This is a genomic window from Burkholderia sp. Ac-20365 (assembly GCF_017104715.1).
Classification (GTDB): Bacteria; Pseudomonadota; Gammaproteobacteria; order Burkholderiales; family Burkholderiaceae; genus Paraburkholderia.
This window is the reverse complement of record NZ_JAAGPI010000011.1, coordinates 11,643-34,308: the sequence shown is the minus strand read 5'-3', so window position 1 is coordinate 34,308 and position 22,666 is coordinate 11,643. Positions and strand designations below refer to the sequence as shown.

Annotated in this window: 25 protein-coding genes and 1 riboswitch; of the genes, 13 read left to right on the top strand and 12 right to left on the bottom strand. The window is 63.7% G+C overall.

Annotation, left to right across the window (positions count from 1 at the left end):
- Positions 1 to 176 precede the first annotated feature (176 nt).
- Both G3O01_RS20375 and G3O01_RS20370 read left to right on the top strand, forming a co-directional pair.
- Positions 177 to 1,334, top strand: coding sequence for an MFS transporter (locus G3O01_RS20375; protein WP_205806939.1), 1,158 nt, complete (start codon positions 177 to 179; stop codon positions 1,332 to 1,334).
- A gap of 86 nt (positions 1,335 to 1,420) precedes the next feature.
- Positions 1,421 to 2,578, top strand: coding sequence for an MFS transporter (locus tag G3O01_RS20370; protein ID WP_205806938.1), 1,158 nt, complete (start codon positions 1,421 to 1,423; stop codon positions 2,576 to 2,578).
- A gap of 98 nt (positions 2,579 to 2,676) precedes the next feature.
- Here G3O01_RS20370 and fahA read toward each other — a convergent pair whose 3' ends face one another.
- Genes fahA through G3O01_RS20355 form a run of 3 tightly spaced genes read right to left on the bottom strand, consistent with a single transcriptional unit; the run spans position 2,677 to position 6,684 of the window.
- Positions 2,677 to 3,987, bottom strand: a complete 1,311-nt coding sequence (gene fahA, locus G3O01_RS20365) for a fumarylacetoacetase (protein WP_205806937.1) — start codon at positions 3,985 to 3,987, stop codon at positions 2,677 to 2,679.
- Positions 3,984 to 5,306, bottom strand: a complete 1,323-nt coding sequence (gene hmgA / locus G3O01_RS20360) for a homogentisate 1,2-dioxygenase (RefSeq protein ID WP_205806936.1) — start codon at positions 5,304 to 5,306, stop codon at positions 3,984 to 3,986. The genes fahA and hmgA overlap by 4 nt, the downstream gene beginning before the upstream one ends.
- Positions 5,307 to 5,325: 19 nt before the next feature.
- Positions 5,326 to 6,684, bottom strand: a complete 1,359-nt coding sequence (locus G3O01_RS20355) for an MFS transporter (RefSeq protein WP_205806935.1) — start codon at positions 6,682 to 6,684, stop codon at positions 5,326 to 5,328.
- A gap of 220 nt (positions 6,685 to 6,904) precedes the next feature.
- Between G3O01_RS20355 and G3O01_RS20350 the strand changes: the two genes are divergently transcribed.
- The gene (locus G3O01_RS20350) at positions 6,905 to 7,735 is read left to right on the top strand and encodes an EAL domain-containing protein (protein WP_205806934.1); all 831 of its coding nucleotides are present in this window, start codon (positions 6,905 to 6,907) and stop codon (positions 7,733 to 7,735) included.
- A 6-nt stretch (positions 7,736 to 7,741) separates the two neighbouring features.
- On the opposite strand, the gene G3O01_RS20345 is transcribed toward G3O01_RS20350, so the two are convergent.
- The gene (locus tag G3O01_RS20345; protein ID WP_205806933.1) at positions 7,742 to 8,557 is read right to left on the bottom strand and encodes an IclR family transcriptional regulator; all 816 of its coding nucleotides are present in this window, start codon (positions 8,555 to 8,557) and stop codon (positions 7,742 to 7,744) included.
- A gap of 121 nt (positions 8,558 to 8,678) precedes the next feature.
- Here G3O01_RS20345 and G3O01_RS20340 point away from each other — a divergent pair, with 121 nt between their 5' ends.
- Positions 8,679 to 9,869: an acyl-CoA dehydrogenase gene (locus G3O01_RS20340; protein WP_205806932.1), complete on the top strand. Its 1,191-nt coding sequence runs from the start codon at positions 8,679 to 8,681 to the stop codon at positions 9,867 to 9,869.
- A gap of 83 nt (positions 9,870 to 9,952) precedes the next feature.
- On the opposite strand, the gene G3O01_RS20335 is transcribed toward G3O01_RS20340, so the two are convergent.
- Positions 9,953 to 10,591, bottom strand: coding sequence for a peroxiredoxin (locus G3O01_RS20335; protein ID WP_205806931.1), 639 nt, complete (start codon positions 10,589 to 10,591; stop codon positions 9,953 to 9,955).
- Between the two features lie 392 nt (positions 10,592 to 10,983).
- On the opposite strand from G3O01_RS20335, the gene G3O01_RS20330 reads away from it, so the two are divergent.
- The 3 genes from G3O01_RS20330 (at position 10,984) to G3O01_RS20320 (ending at position 12,335) form a co-directional block, all read left to right on the top strand.
- Positions 10,984 to 11,286: a DUF883 family protein gene (locus G3O01_RS20330; protein WP_007584918.1), complete on the top strand. Its 303-nt coding sequence runs from the start codon at positions 10,984 to 10,986 to the stop codon at positions 11,284 to 11,286.
- A 128-nt stretch (positions 11,287 to 11,414) separates the two neighbouring features.
- Positions 11,415 to 11,798, top strand: a complete 384-nt coding sequence (locus G3O01_RS20325) for a phage holin family protein (protein ID WP_205806930.1) — start codon at positions 11,415 to 11,417, stop codon at positions 11,796 to 11,798.
- Positions 11,799 to 11,846: 48 nt separating this feature from the next.
- Entirely contained in the window at positions 11,847 to 12,335 is a 489-nt protein-coding gene (locus G3O01_RS20320) for a DUF3318 domain-containing protein (RefSeq protein WP_205806929.1), read from the top strand.
- A gap of 27 nt (positions 12,336 to 12,362) precedes the next feature.
- On the opposite strand, the gene G3O01_RS20315 is transcribed toward G3O01_RS20320, so the two are convergent.
- The 7 genes from G3O01_RS20315 to glyA all read right to left on the bottom strand — a co-directional run bounded on the left by G3O01_RS20315 (position 12,363) and on the right by glyA (position 17,076).
- Positions 12,363 to 12,782, bottom strand: coding sequence for a type IV pilin protein (locus G3O01_RS20315; RefSeq protein ID WP_205807112.1), 420 nt, complete (start codon positions 12,780 to 12,782; stop codon positions 12,363 to 12,365).
- Positions 12,783 to 12,808: 26 nt separating this feature from the next.
- On the bottom strand, positions 12,809 to 13,342 hold the full coding sequence (locus tag G3O01_RS20310) for a hypothetical protein (RefSeq protein ID WP_346779209.1): 534 nt from the start codon (positions 13,340 to 13,342) through the stop codon (positions 12,809 to 12,811).
- Entirely contained in the window at positions 13,339 to 14,169 is an 831-nt protein-coding gene (locus G3O01_RS20305; protein WP_241024119.1) for a PilW family protein, read from the bottom strand. The genes G3O01_RS20310 and G3O01_RS20305 overlap by 4 nt, the downstream gene beginning before the upstream one ends.
- Positions 14,166 to 14,603, bottom strand: a complete 438-nt coding sequence (locus G3O01_RS20300; protein WP_205806928.1) for a prepilin-type N-terminal cleavage/methylation domain-containing protein — start codon at positions 14,601 to 14,603, stop codon at positions 14,166 to 14,168. The genes G3O01_RS20305 and G3O01_RS20300 overlap by 4 nt, the downstream gene beginning before the upstream one ends.
- Positions 14,600 to 15,160 (bottom strand): GspH/FimT family pseudopilin, encoded by a 561-nt coding sequence (locus G3O01_RS20295; protein ID WP_205806927.1) that lies wholly within the window; start codon positions 15,158 to 15,160, stop codon positions 14,600 to 14,602. Before G3O01_RS20295 ends, G3O01_RS20300 begins: the two co-directional genes overlap by 4 nt.
- A 170-nt stretch (positions 15,161 to 15,330) precedes the next feature.
- On the bottom strand, positions 15,331 to 15,822 hold the full coding sequence (gene nrdR / locus G3O01_RS20290; protein WP_205806926.1) for a transcriptional regulator NrdR: 492 nt from the start codon (positions 15,820 to 15,822) through the stop codon (positions 15,331 to 15,333).
- Between the two features lie 6 nt (positions 15,823 to 15,828).
- A complete protein-coding gene (gene glyA / locus G3O01_RS20285) occupies positions 15,829 to 17,076 on the bottom strand; it encodes a serine hydroxymethyltransferase (protein ID WP_205806925.1) in 1,248 nt (415 codons plus the stop codon).
- Positions 17,077 to 17,260: 184 nt separating this feature from the next.
- Positions 17,261 to 17,375, bottom strand: a riboswitch (ZMP/ZTP riboswitch).
- A gap of 214 nt (positions 17,376 to 17,589) precedes the next feature.
- Here glyA and ydfG point away from each other — a divergent pair.
- From ydfG to tolB, 6 genes are all read left to right on the top strand, one after another.
- On the top strand, positions 17,590 to 18,336 hold the full coding sequence (ydfG, locus tag G3O01_RS20280) for a bifunctional NADP-dependent 3-hydroxy acid dehydrogenase/3-hydroxypropionate dehydrogenase YdfG (RefSeq protein ID WP_205807109.1): 747 nt from the start codon (positions 17,590 to 17,592) through the stop codon (positions 18,334 to 18,336).
- A gap of 122 nt (positions 18,337 to 18,458) precedes the next feature.
- Positions 18,459 to 18,929 (top strand): tol-pal system-associated acyl-CoA thioesterase, encoded by a 471-nt coding sequence (ybgC, locus tag G3O01_RS20275; RefSeq protein WP_205806924.1) that lies wholly within the window; start codon positions 18,459 to 18,461, stop codon positions 18,927 to 18,929.
- A gap of 165 nt (positions 18,930 to 19,094) precedes the next feature.
- Positions 19,095 to 19,772 (top strand): protein TolQ, encoded by a 678-nt coding sequence (gene tolQ, locus G3O01_RS20270; RefSeq protein ID WP_205806923.1) that lies wholly within the window; start codon positions 19,095 to 19,097, stop codon positions 19,770 to 19,772.
- 10 nt (positions 19,773 to 19,782) lie between these two features.
- A complete protein-coding gene (gene tolR / locus G3O01_RS20265; protein ID WP_205806922.1) occupies positions 19,783 to 20,229 on the top strand; it encodes a protein TolR in 447 nt (148 codons plus the stop codon).
- Positions 20,226 to 21,257 (top strand): cell envelope integrity protein TolA, encoded by a 1,032-nt coding sequence (gene tolA, locus G3O01_RS20260; protein WP_205806921.1) that lies wholly within the window; start codon positions 20,226 to 20,228, stop codon positions 21,255 to 21,257. The genes tolR and tolA overlap by 4 nt, the downstream gene beginning before the upstream one ends.
- A 115-nt stretch (positions 21,258 to 21,372) precedes the next feature.
- Positions 21,373 to 22,665 carry a Tol-Pal system beta propeller repeat protein TolB gene (gene tolB / locus G3O01_RS20255; protein WP_205806920.1) on the top strand — a complete coding sequence of 431 codons (1,293 nt, stop codon included), beginning with the start codon at positions 21,373 to 21,375 and terminating at the stop codon, positions 22,663 to 22,665.
- Position 22,666 lies beyond the last annotated feature (1 nt).

The window sequence follows — 22,666 nt, the reverse complement described above, 5'->3', positions numbered from 1 at the left end:
TTCTCAATCGACGAAATACAACAGTGCGTGAGGCAGAACGCACAGCTGTAATGTCTTAGGTACAATCCCCTACTGAATTACCCTTGCCGACGCCGGCGCTCTCGTCCCGACAGCGCGCGCAGGCAACGCGAACGGCGCTTCCGTCCGCCGCCGCGCCCTCCCCTGAAAGTCCCATCATGCCTTTGCCCCTGCTTGCACTAGCCGTCGCCGCGTTCGGAATCGGTACCACCGAGTTCGTCATCATGGGGCTGCTGCCCGATGTCGCGCGCGACCTGAGCGTGTCGATTCCGGCCGCGGGCATGCTGGTGTCGGCCTATGCGCTCGGCGTGACCATCGGCGCGCCGATCGTCGCGATCGCGGTCGCCAACATGCCGCGCAAGAAAGCGCTTATGAGCCTGATCGGGATCTTCATTCTCGGCAACCTGCTGTGCGCGATCGCGCCGAGCTACGCGGTGCTGATGGCCGCGCGCATCGTCACGGCGTTCTGCCACGGCGCGTTCTTCGGCATCGGCTCGGTGGTCGCGGCCGGGCTGGTCGCGCCGAACCGCCGCGCTCAGGCCATCGCGCTGATGTTCACGGGCCTCACGCTCGCCAACGTGCTCGGCGTGCCGCTCGGCACGGCGCTCGGCCAGGCCGTCGGCTGGCGCGCAACCTTCTGGGCCGTGACGGGCATCGGCGTGATCGCGGCCATCGCGCTTGCCGTTTGCCTGCCGTCGAAGATCGAAATGCAGAAGGCGAGCCTCGTCCACGAATTCACCGTGCTGAAGAACCCGCAAGTGCTGATGGTGCTTGGCACGAGCGTGCTGGCGTCGGCAAGCCTGTTCTCGACCTTCACCTACATCACGCCGATTCTCGAAGACGTGACGGGCTTCACGCCGCACGCGGTGACGATGGTGCTGCTGCTGTTCGGCCTCGGGCTGACGGTAGGTAGCACGATCGGCGGCAAGCTCGCCGACTGGCGCCCGGTGCAGTCGCTGCTGTCGTTCCTGCTGGCTATAGTCGCGATTCTGTCGATCTTCGCGATGACGATGCACAGCGAAATCCCCGCAATGATCACGATTTTCCTGTGGGGCGTGCTCGCGTTCGCAATCGTGCCGCCGCTGCAGATGCTGATCGTCGATCGCGCGAGCAGCGCGCCGAATCTGGCGTCGACGCTCAATCAGGGCGCATTCAACCTCGGCAATGCAACGGGCGCGTGGCTCGGCGGCATGGCGATCGGCGCGGGTGCACCACTCACGTCGCTGCCGTGGGTCGGCGTGCTGACGGCGGCGGCCGCCGTCGCGCTGACGTGGTGGTCGGTGTCGCTCGACCGGCGTCTGCCTGTCGCGGGCTAAAAAAGCGCCGCGCAACATACTCGAAGCGTGCACCCTGCCATCACAGGGTGCATGTGACATGCGGGCGGTGTAGCATCTCGCCCGATATGAAAGTCGTCTTCTCCCGTGATTTCCTCGCGCTGATCCTGAGCGTGGCCGTCGTCGGCCTCGGCAGCGGCGCGACACTCCCTCTTACTGCCCTCGCGCTGACGCAAGCGGGCTACGGCACCGACGTGGTCGGCCTGCTGACGGCCGCGCAGGCGGGCGGCGGCCTGTTCATCGTACCGATCGCCGGCTGGATCGCCGGGCGCTGCGGCGGGCGGCACGCGATCATCGGCGCGGTGCTGATCGTCGCGATCGCCACTGCGCTGATGCAGCTCACCGACAATCCGTTCGTCTGGGCCGTGCTGCGCGTGCTGTGCGGCGCGGCGCTGATGCTGCTCTTCACGATCGGCGAAGCATGGGTCAACCAGCTCGCCGACGACGCGTCGCGCGGCCGCGTCGTCGCCATCTACGCGACCAATTTCACGCTGTTCCAGATGGCGGGCCCTGTACTTGTCAGTCAGATCGCGCAGTTCGAGCATTGGCGGTTTCTAATCTGCGGCGCGATCTTTCTGATTGCGCTGCCCGTGCTGTCGATGATCCGCTCCGCCCCTCACGCCCACGACGAACACGAACCGCACGGCAGTTGGCGCCACGTGTTGCCGCAGATGCCCGCCCTCGTGATCGGCACCGGTTTTTTCGCGCTGTTCGATACGATCGCGCTGTCGCTGATGCCGCTCTTCGCGATGTCGCATGGGATTCCCACCGAAGTCGCCGTGCTGTTCGCGTCGGCGCTGCTGCTCGGCGACACGACGATGCAGTTCCCGATCGGCTGGCTCGCTGACAGGCTCGGGCGTGAGCGCGTGCATATCGGTTGTGCGGTGCTGGTCGTCGTGCTGCTGCCGCTGCTGCCGTGGGCCGTCCAGCACGCATGGCTGTGCTGGCCGCTGCTGTATGTGCTGGGCGCGGCGGCGGGCGCGATCTATACGCTCTCGCTGGTCGCGTGCGGCGAGCGTTTTCGCGGCGTGGCGCTGGTATCGGCGAGTTCGCTGGTCGGTGCGTCGTGGAGTATCGCGAGCTTTGGCGGACCGCTGATTGCGGGCGCGCTGATGAAGAGCGTCGGTAACGACGCGATGATCGGCGTAGTGCTCGCGAGCGCGCTGGGATTTCTCGCGGCAGCATTGTGGGAGAAGCGGCGCGGCGTGGTGAGCGCGGCGTCGTAACGTAAAAAATCCGCGCGGTCTCGAAGTCGCGCGCGGATCGGTCGTCGCTAGCGCGTCGCGTTCGGCGTGAACGCGGCGCAACGTGTCAAGCTACCGCGTCACTTATGCGCCGGCAAAATCTCGCCGATGCACGCACCAAAGCCGACGCGATACCCGTCGCCCTGGCACCATCCGGCGAGCGTCAGTTCGTCGCCGTCTTCGATGAACGCACGCGTGCCGCCCTCTTTCAGTTGCAGCGGATTCTTGCCGTTCCACGTCAGTTCCAGCAGGCTGCCGAACGAGTCCTCGGTCGGCCCGCTGATCGTGCCCGAACCCATCAGATCGCCGACGCGCGTATTGCAGCCCGACACGGTGTGATGCGCCAGTTGCTGCGCCATCGTCCAGTACATGTGACGGAAGTTCGTGCGCGAGATCGTCGTCGCCTCTTTCGCGCCTTGCGGCCTGAGCAACACTTCGAGTGCGATGTCGAATGCATGCTTGCCGCCGTGGCGCAGATACTCGAGCGGCTGCGGATCCTGCGCGGGCTGCGCGACGCGGAACGGTTCGAGCGCGTCGAGCGTGACGATCCACGGCGAGATCGTCGTGCCGAAGGTCTTCGCGTTGAACGGCCCGAGCGGCACGTATTCCCACTGCTGGATGTCGCGCGCGCTCCAGTCGTTCAGCAGCACCATGCCGAAGATGTGATTCTCGGCGTCTTCACACGCAATCGGATCGCCGAGCGCATTGCCGCGACCGACGATAAAGCCCGTCTCCAGTTCGATATCGAGCTTGCGGCACGCGCCATAAACGGGCCGCTCCTGATCGGGCAGCTTCAACTGGCCGTTCGGCCGACGCACGGGCGTGCCGCTCACCACCACCGACGACGCCCGCCCGTTGTATCCGATCGGAATCTCCGACCAGTTCGGCAGCAGCGCATTCTTCGGATCGCGGAACATCGAGCCGACGTTCGTCGCATGCTCTTTGGATGAATAGAAATCCGTGTAGCCCGGAATCTGCACGGGCAGATGCAGCGTCGCGTCGGCCTGGCGGATCAGCGCGCGGTTGCGCAATTCGGCATCGTCGCGCAGCGTCGCGTGATCGCGCGACAGCAGCTTGCTCAACTGGATACGCACGCTGCGCCAGCTATCGCGGCCAAGCGCGATGAAGTCGTTCAGCGTGTCGCGCACGAACACGCTGTCGCCCGCGCCCGACGACGGCACCGTCAGCAGACCCGCGCTTTCGAGCGCAGCCAGATCGACGATGCAATCGCCGATCGCGACACCCGCGCGCGGCGTCGCGTTCAGGCCGTCACTGAAGATGCCGAACGGCAGATTCTGGATCGGAAAATCGCAGGACGGATCGTTGGCCGATTCGACCCAACTTTTGCGCGACGCGTCGAGCGTCGCCTGAAGATCGCTCGATGCGTTCATCGTTGCTCCGGGTTGAAGTGTTTCTTGAGACCTTGCCAGCATTCGAAGTAATGCGCCTGAAGCTGCGCCGTTTCGAGCGCGAAACGCGTCGGCTTGAGCAGCGTGCGCGTTTCGAACATGAATGCCATCGTGTTGTCGACCTTGTTCGGCTTCGACGTATCGATGTTCGATGCCTTCTCGAACGTGCCGGCGTCCGGACCATGGCCCGACATGCAGTTGTGGATGCTCGCGCCGCCCGGCACGAAGCCTTCCGCCTTCGCGTCGTACGCGCCGTGCACGAGGCCCATGAACTCGCTCGCGACATTGCGATGGAACCAGGGCGGGCGGAACGTATCTTCGGCGGCGAGCCAGCGCGGCGGGAAAATCACGAAGTCGATCGTATCGACGCCCGGCGTGTCGCTCTGCGACTGCAGCACGAGGAAGATGGACGGATCCGGATGGTCGAAGCTGATCGAGCCGATCGTGTTGAAGTGACGCAGGTCGTACTTGCACGGCGCGTAGTTGCCGTGCCACGCGACCACGTCGAGCGGCGAATGGCCAATGTCGGCACGCCACAGATGACCGTTCAGTTTCGCGACCAGTTCGAAGTCGCCTTCGCGATCTTCATAGGCGGCATGCGGCGTGAGGAAATCGCGCGGATTCGCGAGACCGTTCGAGCCGATCGGCCCGAGATCCGGCAGGCGCAATTGCGCGCCGAAGTTTTCGCAGATATAGCCGCTCGCCTTGCCGTCCGGCAGCGACACCGAAAAACGCACGCCGCGCGGAATCACCGCGATCTCGAACGGCTCGACGTCGAGCTTGCCCAGTTCCGTGAAAATCGCCAGACGCCCGGCCTGCGGCACGATCAGCAGTTCGCCGTCGGCGTTGTAGAAGAAGCGGTGCTGCATCGACTGGTTGGCCGCGTACACGTGGATCGCGCAACCGTTCATCGATTCCGCCGAGCCGTTGCCCGCCATCGTCACCCAGCCGTCGATGAAATCGGTCGGCTCGGACGGCATCGGCAGCGGATCCCAGCGCAGCTGGTTGGGCGGCGTCGGCGGCACATCGGCGAAGTTCGCGACCAGCTTGTGCGACGGCAGCGCGGTGAACGGCTGATGCACGGCCGCGGGACGGATGCGGTACAGCCACGAACGGCGGTTGTGGCCGCGCGGCGCCGTGAACGCGGTGCCCGACAATTGCTCCGCGTAGAGGCCATAAGGCGCGCGCTGCGGCGAGTTGCGGCCTTGCGGCAGCGCGCCGGGCAACGCTTCCGTGGCGAATTCGTTAGCGAAACCGGACTGATAGCCCGGCTGGATTTCGCGTCGTGTGGATGATTCCATGCAAAGTCTCCGATGAATCTCAAACGGTCTGCGCTTTCGCCGGACCGCCGCGTTGGCGGTTGGCGACGGCAAGCGTCAGCACCAGCGCGGCCGAACACAGCACGGGTACGGCGGCAGCGTGGAAAAGCTGCGCGTTGCTCCAGTTCAGCGCAATCAGTTGTCCGCCGACGAGCGGCCCGATCACGGAGCCGATCCGGCCAATGCCGAGGCTCCAGCCGATGCCCGTCGAACGCAATGTAGTGGGATAGAAGTGGCCAGCGAGCGCGTTCACAGCCGGCTGTCCGCCGACGATGCAGAAGCCGCCCGCGAACACCACGACGAGCAGCCAGGCAAGCGCATGCGATACCGCGCCGATCGTGCCGACGCTCACCGCGCCCAGCGCGAAGCAGGCAAACAGCACGCGCACGAAACCGAAGCGTTCGATGAACCAGCCGAGCAGCAGCGTGCCGATCACGCCGCCCGTCTGCAGCACGGTGCCGACGATCACCGCCGTCGACGGCGAATAGCCCGCGTCGCGCATCACGGTCGGCAGCCAGTTCGACAGGAAGTACAGGTCGATCAGGTTCATGAAGCTGATGCCCCACAGGATCAGCGTGACGGGCGCGCGGCCCGCGCGGAACAGTTCGGCAACGGGCGCGCCGCCATCGGCTTTCTCGCGCACGACGAGGCGTGTACCCGGACCGACGTTCAGCGAAGGATCGAACTTCGCCAGCCACTGCCGCGCGCGTTCGTCGCGGCCTTTCAGCACAAGGAATTGCAGCGATTCAGGCAACGCGGCGAGCATCGCCACGCCGAGCACGAGCGGCACCGCGCCGCCGACCCAGAATACCGCGCGCCAGCCGTAAGCGGGAATCAGCGCCGCGCTGATAAAGCCGCCGATGGCAGCGCCCAGCGTGAAGCCGCACGACACCAGCATCATCCGCTTGACGCGGTGCTCGGGCGTCGAGAACTCGCCGACCAGCGCCATCGCGTTCGGCATGATGCAGCCGAGGCCGAGCCCCGTAATGAACCGCAGCGCGATCAGCGCGGGAATGGTCGACACGAACGGCGTCGCCAGCATCGCCAGGGCGAAGAAGAACGTCGCGCCGATCAGCACCGGACGCCGCCCGATCCGGTCCGCCAGCACCGACAGCCCGAGCGCGCCTAGCAGCATGCCGAACAGGCTCGCGCTGAACACCGGCCCGAGCGCCGCTTTCGATACGTGCCATTCGCCGATCACGCTCGGCGCGACGTAGCCCATCGCCTGCGCATCGAAGCCGTCGATCACGAGACACAGCGCGCACAGCACGAGCAGCATCAGCTGAAACGCTGGCCGATGCGCGTCGGCCAGCGCGCGTTCGACTTCGATTACATCGACGGGACGGGAGGGTTCGCTCATCTTGGCTTCCTGCGTGACGACTGAGTGGCTACAACGAGAATTTACGAATAGTAAAACAGATTATGATTAGTGAAATTAACGTTAACCCTCAGTTGGGCAGCGATCGCCACACGAACTGCGAAATCCATATCAGTATTTGGTGCATGAAAGAGCGGCGGCCACTGATACCATCGGGTGATGCGGCGCCCCGCCGCACTCCAGGCACGCTCCCCACGCATTCATGATCCCGCTGACCACTCCCCAACTCGTCGAACGCGCTTCCTCTCACCCGTTTCTCGGCGAGCATCTGAGGATGGGCTCCGGCCCGCGCAGCGGCGAGGCGATCGCGACGTATGGCGACGTCGAGCTAGGCAGCAGCTACGAGCCGATTTTCGATATCTCGGTGCATGCGCTCGCGCAGTCGTTGTCGTCGTCGCCCGAGAGTGCGGACCGTTTCGGCGACGAACTCGGCGTACAGGCCATCACCCAACTGTCCGACGGCACGCCGCTCGACAGCTTCGATCCGTTCGATCACGTGCCCGACGACCAGCAACTGGTCGCGCTCGACCGGATGTCGCGCGCGATGCACGCGATCAATTTCTTCGGTCCGCAGCGGCATGGCCTGTTATTTCTGCGCGTGCACGAGCGGCTGCTGAAAAGCGTGCGCTACGACCACGGCCGGCATTTCTCAGCTGTGCTTATGTCGTTTGGATTGAATCCGTCGCGTGTCGTGATCGAGCTGCCGCCGGCGGCGGTCGCGCATAAGACGTTTCTTGGCTATCTGACCAAGAGCTATCAGCACTATGGATTCAAGGTCGCCGGCAATCTGCCGAACGCAGGGCAGATCCTGTCCGTGTCGGACATGGCGAGACTGGATTTCGTGAAAATGGACGCCGCGTCGGCGTTGCGCGATTCGATGGTGAAGCCGTTGGTCAGCTATGCGAATCGGCTAAAAATTCCGTTGATCTTCAATCGTGTGGCGACTGAAGCGCAATTCGACGCGCTGCAGCAATACGATGTTCGGTTCGTTCAGGGGCCGCTGTTCGTCGTGCACGAAAATCGGACGGCTTGAGATTCTTCAAGGGCTGTCGCCCAGACGACGCGCGAGCGCTTTCAGACGCGGCGCAACCCTTTCCCGAAACACGCTCTCCCCCATCGATGACGCCGGCCCGCTGCAGCTCAGCACCAGCAGCCGCCCATCGCGCGGATCGCTGAACGGCACCGCGACCGCGTTCACGTCGTCGTGCCAGTCGCGAAACGAGTAGCAGCAGCCTTCCTGCGCGTACGTATCGATTTCCTTTTGCGCCTGCGCGACGAGATCCGCGCCTTCGTCGCCCGCTGTGCGTTGAAGTTCGGCAAGCAGCGCAGCGCGTACGTCGGCGGGCTGCACGGCGAGGTATGCGCGGCCCATCGAACTGGTCAGCATCGACAGTTTCGAACCCGACGCGAGGCCAAGTGTGAGCGCCGTTTCGCTGCGAATCGTCTCCAGATAGATCATGTCCAGACCGTCGCGGCATCCCAGCGACACGGCCGCTCCGACTTCGCGCGCGAAGTTGCGCATGTGCGGGCGCGCGAGTTCGAGTGTGTCGGTGCCGGACAGCAGCGCGAAACCGAGCGACAACACGCCCGCGTCGAGCGCGTATTTGCCGAGCGTTTCGTCGAAACGCAGATAGCCGAGGACCGTCAGCGTGTACGCGAGCCGGTTCACCGTCGCCTTCGGCAAGCCGGTGCGCTCGACGAAATCGCGATTGCCGAGCAAAGTCTCGCCCGGCCGGAACGCGCGCAGCAGATCGAGCCCGCGCGCCAGCGCGACGACGAACTTGCGCTCGTCGACGGGTTCGGACGTGCCCGCCGAGACGGACGTTGGGGATGTTGTGGATGCAGGTTTTGCCATCGGGTGCTACACTCAGTCATCGTTTTGCAAAACATTGTTTCGTAGAGCGGAACTCAAGTCAAGCATCAGATCAGAATGAGACATGTCTAAAGCTCACTCTGATCGGTACAGGAGATACGTCATGGCAGCCGCCGCGCAATTCAATTGGGAAGACCCGCTGCTCCTCAACCAGCAGCTCACGGAAGAAGAACGCATGGTGCGCGACGCCGCGCAGGCCTATGCGCAGGACAAGCTCGCGCCGCGCGTGCTCGAAGCGTTCCGCCACGAAAAGACGGACGCCACGATCTTCCGCGAAATGGGCGAACTGGGCCTGCTCGGCCCGACCATTCCCGAACAATACGGCGGCCCCGGTCTCAACTACGTCAGCTACGGGCTGATCGCGCGCGAAGTGGAGCGCGTCGATTCGGGCTATCGCTCGATGATGTCGGTGCAGTCGTCGCTCGTCATGGTCCCGATTTTCGAATTCGGCTCCGACGCGCAGAAAGACAAGTACCTGCCGAAGCTCGCCACGGGCGAATGGATCGGCTGCTTCGGTCTGACCGAGCCGAATCACGGCTCCGATCCGGGCAGCATGGTCACGCGGGCGAAGAAGGTCGACGGCGGCTACTCGCTGTCCGGTTCGAAGATGTGGATCACGAATTCGCCGATCGCGGACGTGTTCGTCGTCTGGGCGCAACTCGAAACGGACGGCAAGGATGAGATTCGCGGCTTCATTCTTGAGAAAGGCTGGAAGGGTTTGAGCGCGCCGGCGATTCACGGCAAGGTCGGCCTGCGTGCGTCGATCACCGGTGAGATCGTTCTCGATGAAGTGTTCGTGCCGGAAGAAAATCTGATGCCCGGCGTGAAAGGCCTGCGTGGTCCGTTCACCTGTCTGAACTCGGCGCGTTACGGCATCGCGTGGGGCGCGCTCGGCGCGGCGGAAGCCTGCTGGCACACCGCGCGTCAGTACACGCTCGATCGCAAGCAGTTCGGCCGCCCGCTCGCCGCGAACCAGTTGATCCAGAAGAAACTCGCCGACATGCAGACGGAAATCACGCTCGGCCTGCAAGGCGTGCTGCGTCTGGGCCGCATGAAGGACGAAGGCACTGCCGCCGTCGAAATCACCTCGATCATGAAGCGCAATTCGTGCGGCAAGTCGCTCGATATCGCGCGCATGGCGCGTGACATGCTGGGCGGCAACGGCATTTCGGACGAGTTCGGCGTCGCGCGGCATCTGGTGAATCTGGAAGTCGTGAACACGTACGAAGGCACGCACGACATTCACGCGCTGATTCTCGGACGCGCGCAAACGGGCATTCAGGCGTTCTTCTGACGCGTCCTGGCTCAAGCCATAAAAAAAGCCCGCGTTCTCAATGAACGCGGGCTTTTTGTTTGCGCCGGATAAGACTTAAAAGCTTACTTGTTCGGCTGCGGCGTCATGCGCAGATACGGGCGCAGCGCCTTGTAGCCTTTCGGGAACTTGCGCTTGATCTCTTCCTCGTCCTTCAGCGACGGCACGATCACGACATCGTCGCCATGCTTCCAGTTGCCGGGCGTGGCGACCTGATAGTTGTCCGTCAGCTGCAGCGAGTCGATCACACGGAGCACTTCATCGAAGTTGCGGCCCGTGCTCGCCGGGTACGTGATGATCAGGCGAACCTTCTTGTTCGGATCGATGATGAACAGCGAACGGACCGTCAGCGTGGCATTCGCGTTCGGATGGATCATGTCGTACAGCTCCGACACCTTGCGGTCGCCGTCGGCGAGAATCGGAAAGCCGACGCTCGCAGCCTGCGTCTCGTTGATGTCCTTGATCCACTCGCTATGCGATTCCTTGCTGTCGACGGACAATGCGATCGTCTTCACGTTGCGCTTGTCGAATTCGCTCGCGAGCTTCGCGGTCAGGCCGAGCTCCGTCGTGCAGACGGGCGTGAAGTCGGCCGGGTGCGAGAACAGGACGCCCCAGCTGTCACCCAGCCATTCGTGGAACTTGATACGGCCAATGCTCGACTCCTGCTCGAAATCGGGTGCGACATCGCCAAGACGTAGACTCATAGTGCGGCTCCTTGAAGTTGTTCGAATCATTCGGATTCGTCCGGCCGGACGAGGGGTTCAAATTAGAGCATACGGGACGAGGACGTGCACTTCTAACGAACATTGGCTGCAACGCTTATCTGGTTTTGTAATTTTCTCGCCGATGTACGAAACTTAGCGGGACAGATCAACTCCATCAAACGGTGGCGTCTCTGTAATACGACAAGCGGGACGGTTCGAAACAGGCAATATGAGACGTCTGTGACGTTCGGGAACGCTTCATGCGACCGCGTTCGGACAATCGCGCGCCTTGCGCGACCTACGGCGCACGTCAGGTCGCAAGTCTGCTGGCTCGCCAGCAGCCGTTTCTTTGGTTTACGATTCACGCGTAACGTGCACGAAGGGAGCAGTCAATGTCGGAAGTCAACAAGGAGAGATTGATGTCGGATATCAAAACCGTACTCGCAGACGCGGAAGATCTGCTGAAGCAGGCCGCGAGCGCCACCGGCGAACGCGCTTCTGAACTGCGCGAGACGGCGCTCTCGCGTCTCAAGCAGGCGAAGGAAAAGGCAGCCGACGTGCAGGTCGTGGTCGTCGAGAAAGGCAAGAAAGCTGCTCGCGCCACTGACGACTATGTCCACGAACATCCGTGGGCATCGATCGGCATCGCAGCCGGCGTCGGCGTGCTGGTCGGCTTGCTGATCAACCGCAAGTAACACCGGTCTCGCGCGTGAAGCAGCCGGCCGCGAGTCGAGCGGCCGGCATGCTTTGCTGACAGGCGGACGGGCGCGCGCGCCCTGTCTGGACCTTCTTCGCGCATCCTCGCGCGCAACACGTTTACGCCATGATCGATACACAAACGCAGAGCGGGGACCGCGGACCTTTGCGGCGCATTCTCAGTTCGTTCTTTTCGATCCTGCAAACGCGGCTCGAACTGATCGGCATTGAGCTGGCCGAAGAAAAAGACCGGCTGCTGATGGTGCTCTTCATGGGCCTCGCCGCGATGATGCTCGCGACAATGGCGCTGATCGCGCTGACGGCCCTCGTCGCGATTGCCTTCTGGGACACCTACCGCTGGCAGGCACTTGCGGGCATCACGATCGTCTACGCGATCGCCGCCATCGGCTGCGCACTGCGCGCGCGTAGCGGCTTGCGCAACGCACCGATGATCTTCGAAGCCACGCTCAACGAGTTTGAGAAAGACCGCGAGATTTTCCGCAAACGCTGAAGCTGGACGCAGCGCCGTGCTACTTCCTGTCCACTGATATCGATCACCATGAGCCAGGTCCATTCCGATAACGCCTATCGCAGCAACCGACCCACAGCCAAAGACCTGAGCGCGCCCCATCTGCGGGCGCTGCGCAAGGAACTGCTGATCGTGCGCGCGGACGTCGAGCGCATGGAACTCGCCCAGGCCACCCTCGAACTGCGCAATGCTGTCACGCATTTCAGCTGGCTCAAGTTCATCGTGCCGGGCTTCGCCGGCTCGATGCCCTGGGGACGCCGGCGCGGCGGCATGCCGGGCGGAATCGGCGCGCTGCTGAAGGAATACCCGCTGATCAGTTCGATCGCCTCGCTGGTGCTCGCGAAACCGATCCGCAACACCGTGTTCGCCACTGCCAAGCCCGCGCTCAAGTGGGGCAGCGTCGGCCTCGCCGCATGGGAAGCGTTTCGCATCTATCAGCAGGTAAAGCGCGAATCGCGCAAGCCTGGCGCAGCGGCTGCGGCGGCTGCGTCGGACGATGCTGATATGAGCCCGCCCTGATCGGGCGTGTTGATAATCGCGCTTCATCTAATGTGCGCTCCAGCAATCGCCTGAATCTGCGCCCAACGTGCTCCTGTTCGACCTCGCGCCTGTTGCGTCGAGGATGAACGTGCCGCACGCATCTTCGGCCATCGGGCCGTTGTCCAATGGCTGCGCTTCCAGCGCATAGCCACCGTTCGAATCGTCGGCGGGCAGAATGCGCAGCCGATACACCGCCCTTCCACCTTGAGGCGCCTGATCGAGACCGGCGGGCAACGGCGCACCATCGGCGTGCGCGGGCGATTCCACGAACTGCGCCGCGCGATACAGCGCAGACGCGGCATCCGTTCGATGAGCCTTCGCAATATGGCCGTGATAGGACGGGATCGCGAACGCAGCGAGCGTCGCCGCGATTGCCAGCGCGACGATCAGTTCGAGTAGCGAGAATGCGCGCGTGGTTTGCTTCATTGCGACGAGCATGGTTGCCTGTGCCATCAGAAGGGACGCGCGGCGACGCGGCGCCAGTGTTTTTCGACCGTACCGTTTTCTCGCACCACTTGCGTTTGCAGCCACATCTGCGAATCCACGTTGCGCCCGTAGCCTCTCGCGGTAATGAGCCAGGCCTGCGCGTTCGGGCGGTTGGTCAGTTGCCACGTTTCGATCAGACATTGCGGCGAGCGAAACGACAGCGACGCCGTCCATGACCCGAAGGGCGCGATAGCGTTCGAATCGAACGTTGACTGCGACTTCCACCCGGCTGGCTCAACGCTGGCGCCAGACACGCCGGCGAGCGAACCGTTGAGAACATTGCGCGCGCACACCGTCAAAGCGGCGTCCGCCCCGTGCAGCGCGATCAGATGGTCAGCCATGCCCGCGGCGTTTCGCGCGACGGCCACCGATTGCTCGAACCATGCCGCGGCAGTCGCAAGCATCATGGCGGAGATCAACAGCACGACGGGCAATGCAATGCCCCGGTTGTGTGCATGCCGACGCACGTACGCGTGCTTCCGACCTTGCAAAAAGATCACGCTGCACTCCCTTCGTTATTGCGTATCGCGACGCGCCGCCAGAATGCCCGTCGCACGCGCGTATCGGCGGCGATCGAGGACACGCCATCGCAATCGACGTAACGCGACTGCCCGGTTTGCGGCGCGCCGCGAACGAGCACGCATACGTCGACGGCAACGACACGGGTCCATTGCGCGCTCGCCAGCGTCGCTGCATCGATCGCGGACGATGCACCCGCGAGCCAATACCGCAAGCGCAGCCGCTCGACGCCTTCGACGAGCGGCTGCGACGAATTGGTCTTGCCTGTTCCTTCGCAATACAGTTCAGGCTCACCCGTCGAGCCGCTCGTCTTCGCGTAGAAGCGATTGACGATGGCCACGCCCGGCGCGAAAGCGTCCGTCTTCGTGACGCCCTGCCCGAGACAGTCCGTCGCAAGGCCTCCTGCAGACGGCCACGTCGAAACGCTGTCCGCGATGAAGCGGATCGCGATGCCGTCCGAATGCGTGGCGAGCGATTCACACGTCAAGCTGTCGTCACCGCCGATAGGTCTTCCGCCCGTGCAACCAAACAGTCCCGGTTGCGCGACGAACGTGCGGGGCATGTCGGCAGGAACGAAACCGGCCATCTGCAACTGCTCGCCAATCAACGTCAACGCGGTCATACCGGCGTCGTGGATTTGCACGGCATCGGCAGCCTGAGTGAAGACCGTGCGCTGCGATCGATACAGCGACACCGCGCCCGCAGTCACGATCAGCCCGAGCGCCATCGCTATCGTGATTTCGAGTAGCGTGTGACCCGAAGGTAATTGCCGGCCACGCGCGCGCATGAAGAGAACGGGCAGCTTCATTCAGCGAACGCGATTGCAACGCATTGAACGCGTGGAGGCACATCAATATCGCCGCAAGACGTCGGCATGTCGATCGTGTCGCCCGGATTCGACGCGTTGCGCGGCACGACTTCCTGCCAGGCCCACGTCGCACGCGCAAACGACAGACCGGCGCTGCCCGCGCCGACGCCCGCGTCGCCCTTCGGCAACAGACTCGTCGCCCGCGCTTTCCATTGTCCGATCGCGGCATCGCCAGGACCGGGAGCACGCGACTCTTCGGCAATCGCATCCGCGATTAGAGCAGCCTGTTCACGGTAGGACATCGCCCGGGTATCACGCGCAATCGACAACTGCACGGCGATCAGGCCAAGCACGGTGATAGCCGTGATGACAACGGCGACAAGCACTTCGATCAAGCTCTGACCGCGCTGAGAAAGACAAACGGCCCGCGTCATGCCGCACCTCCGCACGCGCCATCGACAATACGCGCCCGCCCTCCCGCCGCGATGCGGATACAGCGCCGCCAGTCTTTGCCCTGCGTCGCTTTCGAGTCGATGCGTGGAGCAATATCGAAGCTGCGAAAGCTTCCATTGGCCTGGCCTGCCGGCGGTGTGAAAGTGAGATTCGTGAGCGCGCCGACAATGCTGACGGACGCAAGGTCGGGCTGCACACGCAACGGATAGAAGCCGCCCGCGCGCTCGATCATCACCGCCCATCCACACGACCAGTCTGTGATACCCGTCTTGCACGGCTGGCCAGATGCCAGACAGCGCCGCGCCGCGTCGATACGGCACACCGTCACGCGCGCGCCGCGCCTTAGAGCTTCGCCCCGTGCATAACTGAGCGTAGACAGCAATGCGCGCGCACGCGCGTCGACCTGATCGCGCATGCGCCACGCGACGAACGACGGCACCGTCAGCATCGCGACGACCGCAAGCAAGGCGATCACGACGAGCGTTTCGAACAGCGTGAACGCGCGGCAGGTGCGCCGCGCATGAGCATCCCGATTCATCAGCATTCCTATTTCTACCAAGAATGCGACGACTCTAAAGGCGTGCATCGACGCCCACAATTAGCCGGATGGCCAGGTGGCGGACGCGCGAATCCCTGCACGAGAATCTTCGTGCATCAAGTGAATTCGCGGGAAAACTTCAGGGAGAAAAAATGCGGATGCGCGAACAATCAGCGCTTGCGGGAAGGCTTCGCGGGTGCGGCCGGAGCGTTCATCCGGCGAAATTCTTCAATGACGTCCTCGAACTCCGAGACATCCTCGAAACGCCGGTAGACGGATGCGAAGCGCACGTACGCAATCGTGTCGAGCGCGCGCAACTCGTTCATCACGAGTTCGCCAAGCTTTTCGCTGCGCACTTCGCGCTCGCCGCTGCCGAGCAGTTGATATTCGATGCGCGACGCGGCGGCATCCACCGCGTCGGCAGCAACGGGCCGCTTGCGCAGCGCCAGTTGCATGCTCGCCACAATCTTGCGGCGATCGAATTCCGTGCGGCTGCCGTCCTTCTTCACCACCGAGGGCAACGCCAGCTCGACCCGCTCGTACGTCGTGAAACGCTTGTCACAGGCCGGGCAGCGGCGGCGGCGCCGGATCGCGGCGCCGTCTTCGGACACACGCGAGTCGACGACCTGCGTGTCGTCGTGCCGGCAGAAGGGGCAACGCATGGCAGCTTAGCGGTAGACCGGGAAACGCTGGGTCAACTCGGCGACCTGCGCGCGCACGCGCTCGATCGTCGCCGTGTCTTCCGGATTGTCCAGCACGTCGGCGATCAGGTTACCGACCTGCTCGGCTTCCTTCGGGCCGAAACCGCGCGTCGTCATGGCAGGCGAACCCAGACGCACGCCGCTCGTCACGAACGGCTTTTCCGGGTCGTTCGGGATCGCGTTCTTGTTCACGGTGATGTGCGCCGCGCCCAGTGCCGCTTCCGCTGCCTTGCCCGTGATCTTCTTCGCGCGCAGGTCGACCAGCATCACGTGGCTTTCCGTGCGGCCCGACACGATGCGCAGACCGCGCTTGACGAGCGTTTCAGCCAGCACGCGTGCGTTTTCGACGACGCGCTGCTGGTAGCCCTTGAATTCCGGAGCGAGCGCTTCCTTGAACGCGACTGCCTTGCCGGCGATCACGTGCATCAGCGGACCACCCTGGATACCAGGGAAAATGGCCGAGTTGATCTGCTTCTCGAACTCAGCCTTCATCAGGATCACGCCGCCGCGCGGGCCGCGCAGGCTCTTGTGCGTGGTGGTCGTGACGAAATCGGCGAACGGCACCGGGTTCGGGTACACGCCCGCGGCGATCAGGCCAGCGTAGTGGGCCATGTCGACCATCAGGTACGCGCCGACCGACTTTGCAATCTTCGACAGACGTTCGAAGTCGATGCGCAGCGAGAACGCCGAAGCGCCCGCGACGATGATCTTCGGCTTGTGTTCCTGTGCGAGCTTTTCAGCGGCTTCGTAATCGATGTCTTCGGCTTCGTTCAGGCCGTAGCTGACCACGTTGAACCACTTGCCCGACATGTTGACGGGCGAACCGTGCGTCAAATGGCCGCCGTGCGCGAGGCTCATGCCCATGATCGTGTCGCCCGGCTTGAGCATGGCGAAGAACACGCCCTGGTTTGCCTGCGAGCCCGAGTTCGGCTGCACGTTCGCGGCTTCGGCGCCGAACAGTTGCTTCACGCGGTCGATTGCAAGCTGCTCGACGACGTCGACGTACTCACAGCCGCCGTAATAGCGCTTGCCCGGGTAACCTTCGGCGTACTTGTTGGTGAGCTGCGAGCCCTGCGCGGCCATTACGGCCGGGCTCGTGTAGTTTTCCGACGCGATCAGTTCGATGTGCTCTTCCTGACGGCGGTTTTCGTCCTGGATGGCGTTCCAGATTTCCGGATCGACGTTGGCGATGGTGCTTTGGGCTCTGTCAAACATGCTGGTTCCGTTAAGTGTGTTCAGGTTGACCGGATCGTGCGCAGGTCGTGTGCCGGGAGCGTATTGGGTACGCAGCACTGCAGCCCACTGCTGATGGTGGGAGCCTTGACGCGGCGTATGAAGGAGGTGCCGCACACGCGAGTCAGGACAACCACCGGCAGCGCAAACGACGGCGCGCTCGATACATGGCTGCCCAGGCGAACGGCAAAACGGCACCCTGCGCTTCACGGTGGGACGCTCCACCTTGAACCCGTCAGGCTTGACAGCATGGGGTTCTATCGCCAGTCACGCAGGGATGAGCGCGTTAGTGTATTGGAACCGGGTCGAATAGGCAACCGACCCGCCAACCGCACCGCCAGGCCTGGCGCCGAGACCACCAGAAGCCCCGCCGCGCCTGACAGGCAGCCGCGCGAGAGCACGTCTGAACGCGCCTTCACGCGGCGGGGTCATTCTTGCCGCATTGCGCCATTGGAAGTAGGCTTGTGGCCTTTCTCCACCGACCAGGGAACAGCAATGATCGTGTTCGTCACCGGGGCGTCCGCAGGCTTCGGCGCCGCTATCGCCCGCACTTTCGTCAAGGGCGGCCATCGCGTCGTCGCGACCGCGCGCCGTAAAGACCGCCTGCAGGCGCTTGCCGACGAGCTCGGCGACAACCTCCTGCCGTTCGAGCTCGACGTGCGCGACCGCGCCGCCGTCGAAGCCGTGCCCGCCGCCCTGCCCGCCGACTTCGCCGGCGTCGACGTGCTCGTCAACAACGCCGGCCTCGCGCTCGGCCTCGAGCCCGCCCAGCGCGCCGACCTCGACGACTGGACCACGATGATCGAGACCAACTGCACGGGTCTCGTGCAGGTCACGCGCGCGTTCCTGCCGGGCATGATCGAGCGCAATCGCGGGCACGTGTTCAATCTCGGCTCGGTGGCGGGCATGTGGCCGTATGCGGGTGGCAACGTGTACGGCGCGACCAAGGCGTTCGTGCGCCAGTTCAGCCTGAACCTGCGCGCCGATCTGCATGGCACGCCCGTTCGCGTAACGGACATCGAGCCGGGCCTGTGCGGCGGCACCGAGTTTTCGAACGTGCGTTTCCGCGGCGACGACGAAAAAGCTGCGAACGTGTACCAGAACGTCCAGCCGCTCACGGCCGAAGACATCGCCGATTCGATCTACTGGATCGCGACGCGCCCCGCGCACGTCAACATCAACACGATCGAACTGATGCCCGTCGCGCAGTCGTTCGCCGGGTTGAACATTCACCGCGGCTAAGTCTCGCGGGCGCGTCGCGTCGGCCCGGATCGCCCGGTCCGGACGCGGCGCGCGCCGTTCGTGTCAGCCACGTAAGGGCAGGAAGTGCCTAAAAATGCGGCGCGCTTTTGCATTCCGGTAAAATGCGCGCCATGAATATGTCTGATAGTCAGTCTGGCGCGGAAATCGGCTTTATCTGGCCGATTCGCGTGTATTACGAAGACACCGACGCCGGCGGCATCGTGTTTTACGCGAATTACCTGAAGTTTTTCGAGCGCGCGCGCACCGAATGGCTGCGCGCGTGCGGCGTCGATCAACGCAAGCTGGCCGAAGAAACGGGCGCGCTCTTCGTCGTGCGCAGTACCGCGCTCGATTACCGTGCGCCTGCCCGGCTCGACGACATGCTGCGCATCGTCAGCCGGATCGAGCGGCTTGGCCGCGCGTCGGTGGATTTCGCTCAGGAAGCCTGGCGCGACGATACGCTGCTGGCAACGGGCACGATCCGCGTCGGCTGTGTCGATTCGGCTTCGATGAAGCCGGCCGCCATTCCTCCGCCGGTGCACGCCGCGTTGCGGCGCGAACCGGGTTCCAGCGTGTCAACGGCAGGTATTTAAGCGCCGTTGTTACCTGGACAGTGAACTCGTAACGGTCACAACAAGACCAAGCATGGTTCGGCGAAGTGCCTGCCGAAGCTTCCGGTTTGCCGAATCAATGCCAGCCGAACGCTTCGACCCAACTTGCTGCCGGACGCCCCACCCGGGACGTTACAACGAACCTCTATGAACACTACACAAGATCTGTCGATCGTTTCCCTCGTTCTCAACGCGAGTCTGCTCGCGCAGGCAGTGATGGCGCTGCTGTTGCTCCTGTCGCTGATGTCGTGGACTTTCATCTTCCGCAAGTGGTTTGCGATCCGCCGCGCGCGGGCGCAGACTGAACGTTTCGAACGCGATTTCTGGTCGGGCGGCGACCTGCAGGCGCTGTATCAGAGCGCCGCGAACAACCGTCATACGATCGGTGCGCTCGAACGTATTTTCGAGTCGGGCATGCGTGAATTCCTGAAAGGCAAGGAAAAGCGGATCAACGATCCGGGCGCGATTCTCGACGGCGCGCGCCGCGCCATGCGCGCCGCGTTCCAGCGTGAAATGGACGTGCTCGAAGCCAATCTTGCGTTTCTCGCATCGGTCGGCTCGGTCAGCCCGTATATCGGTCTGTTCGGCACGGTGTGGGGGATCATGAACGCGTTCCGCGGCCTCGCGAACGTCCAGCAGGCAACGCTCGCGAACGTCGCGCCCGGCATCGCCGAAGCGCTGACGGCAACGGCTATCGGCCTGTTCGCCGCGATTCCTGCCGTGGTTGCGTACAACCGCTACGCGCACGACATCGACCGCCTCGCGATCCGCTTCGAAACCTTCATCGAAGAGTTCTCGAACATCCTGCAACGCCAGGCCCATTAAGGAGTCCACGATGGCCGGTTCAGCCCGTTCCAGTATGCGCGGCAGCCGCTCGCGCCGCGCGATGGCCGACATCAACGTCGTGCCGTACATCGACGTGATGCTCGTGCTGCTCGTGATCTTCATGGTGACCGCGCCGCTCGTCGCGCCGTCGATCGTGAATCTGCCGACTGTCGGCGGCGCCGCGCCGCAACAGCAGACGCCGCCTGTCGTCGTCAACATCAAGGCGGACGGCAACATGAGCGTCAAGTACAAGGACGACGCGGGCGCGACGCAACAGGAGACGATGTCGCAGGCCGACCTGCGCAGCTTCGTCACCGACCGTCAGGCCTCGCATCCCGATCAACCCGTCGTGATCGCCGCCGACAAGACGGTCAAGTATGAAGTCGTGATGAACGTGATGTCCGACCTGAAGGCTCGTGGCGTCAAGCGCGTTGGATTGCTCGTCAAATCGCAATGACCCGCCAACCCAAAAACGCCTATCCGCTTCGACCGCCGCGTGAGCGCGGCACGTGGCGCGCGTTTGCGCTCGCCGCGGTGATGCACGTGCTGCTCGGCTTCTTCCTGTATCACGGCATCCACTGGCAAAACAGCACGCCTGCTGGCGCGGAAGCCGAACTGTGGACGGAAGTGCCCGACGTGCCGGCGCCCCGCCCTGTCGTGCCGCCGCCCGTGCCTGTCAGGCCTGCGCCGCAAGTCAGCGACGAACAGGCGGACATCGCGCTGCAGGAGAAGAAGCGCAAGCAGCAGCAGGAAGCGCAGCGTCAGGCTGAGCTAGCCGAGCAGCAGCGCCAGCAGAAGCTGCAGGCCCAGCAGGAAGCCGAGGCGAAACGCCAGCAGCAGCTTGCCGCCGATCAGGCCGCGGCTGCCGCCGCCGCGAAGCTCAAGCAACAACAGCAACAGCAGGCCGACAAGCTCAAGCAGCAGCAACTCGCCCAGCAGAAGCAGGACCAGTTGAAGAAGCAGCAGGAACAGCAGCAGAAAGAGCAGCAGCAGAAGGAACAGGAAGCGAAGCAGGCGCAAGCCGATGCGCAGGCCAAGGCTGACGCGGCGAAGGCCGCGAAGGCCAAGGCGGCGGCTCAAGCCGCCGAGGCTTCGAAGAAGCTCGACGCGGAACGCCGTCAACGTCTCGCCGCGCTGCAAGGCATGGCGGGCGGCGAAGGCTCGACGGGCAACGGTCTCGCGAAGAGCGGCACGGGCACCGGCTCGGGTGGCACGGCCGCATCGCCGGGTTACAGCGACAAGGTCAGGCGCGCCGTCCAACCGAATATCGCTTGGCCTGGCGATCCGGCAGGCCTCGAAACGGTTGTTAATGTGCGGTGCGCGCCGTCTGGCACGGTGCTAAGTGTCGACGTCGCTCACAGCAGCGGGAATCCGGCATGGGATGCGGCAGCGGTTCGCGCCGTTAGACGTACCGATCCGATGCCGCAGGACACCGATGGCAAAACACCCGGCAGTTTTAAGATCACGCTGCGTCCAGCTCCTTGACACATCGTTTCCGATTCGCACGCTCACGCGTGCGGACCGGGAACGATTTCTGCTCAATGCAGTCTGTTTGTAGTCGTGAAGTGTTAGAAATTCGTTTTTGGGGAATCTATACAGAATGAGTTTGATGACCAAGCTAGGCCTGCGAGCGCTCGTAGCGTCATGTCTGATCGCCGCCGGCGGTGCCGCCCATGCACAACTCAACGTCCTCGTGACGGGCGTCGGGTCCACCCAGTTCCCGATTGCCACGGCAAATTTTGCCAACGAGGCAAATTCTCCCCAGCAGATCAGTACGATCGTCCGCCAGGACCTTCAGCGCAGCGGTAAATTCACCAACATCGACGCCGGCAGTGCGCCCGTTTCGGAAGGCGATTCCGTCGATCTCGGCGCGTGGAAGGCAAAGGGCGCGAACGCGTTCGTCGCGGGCAGCGTCACCAAGCTGCCGAACGGCCAGTACCAGGTCCGCTTCAAGCTGTACGACACCGTCAATCAGCAAAGCCTCGGCGGCCTCGAACTGGTCAGCCCGGAAAGCGGCCTGCGCATGAGCGCGCACAAGGTCGCCGACTACATCTACGCGAAGCTGATGGGCGGCCGCGGCGTGTTCGCCACGCGCCTGTCGTACGTCATCAAAACGGGCAACCGCTATCAGCTGCAGATTTCCGATTCGGACGGCCAGGACGCGCATATCGCCCTGTCCAGCCCCGAGCCGATCATCTCGCCGGCATGGTCGCCGGACGGCACGAAGGTCGCGTACGTCTCGTTCGAAAAGAAGAAGCCGATCGTCTACATCCACGATCTGCCCACGGGCCGCCGCGTCGTCGTGTCGGACCAGAAAGGCAACAACAGCGCGCCGGCATGGTCGCCTGATGGCCGCACACTCGCCGTCGCACTGTCGCGCACCGGCAACACGCAGATTTTCGCCGTCAACGCCGACGGCAGCGGCCTGCGTCGCCTCACGCAAAGCAGCGGGATCGACACCGAGCCGTCGTACTCTCCTGACGGCCAGTCGATCTACTTCACCAGCGACCGCGGCGGCCAGCCTCAGATCTACAAGATGCCGGCCGGCGGCGAGTCCGCAGGCGGCGCGCAGCGCGTGACCTTCACGGGCAACTACAATACGAGTCCGCGCGTGAGCCCGGACGGCAAACAGCTCGCTTACATCTCGCGTACGGGCGGGGGCTTCAAGCTGTATATCCAGGATCTGGGTTCGGGCGTCGCGACGGCGCTCACCGATACCACACATGACGAATCGCCGAGCTTTGCGGCGAATGGTCAGTACATCCTTTACGCCACTCAGGTGAACGGCCGTGGCGTGTTGGCCGCAGTATCGACAGATGGTCGGACGCGGCAGGTCCTGTCCGTTCAGGGAGGCACCGTACGCGAGCCTTCCTGGGGCCCGTTTATGCAATAAC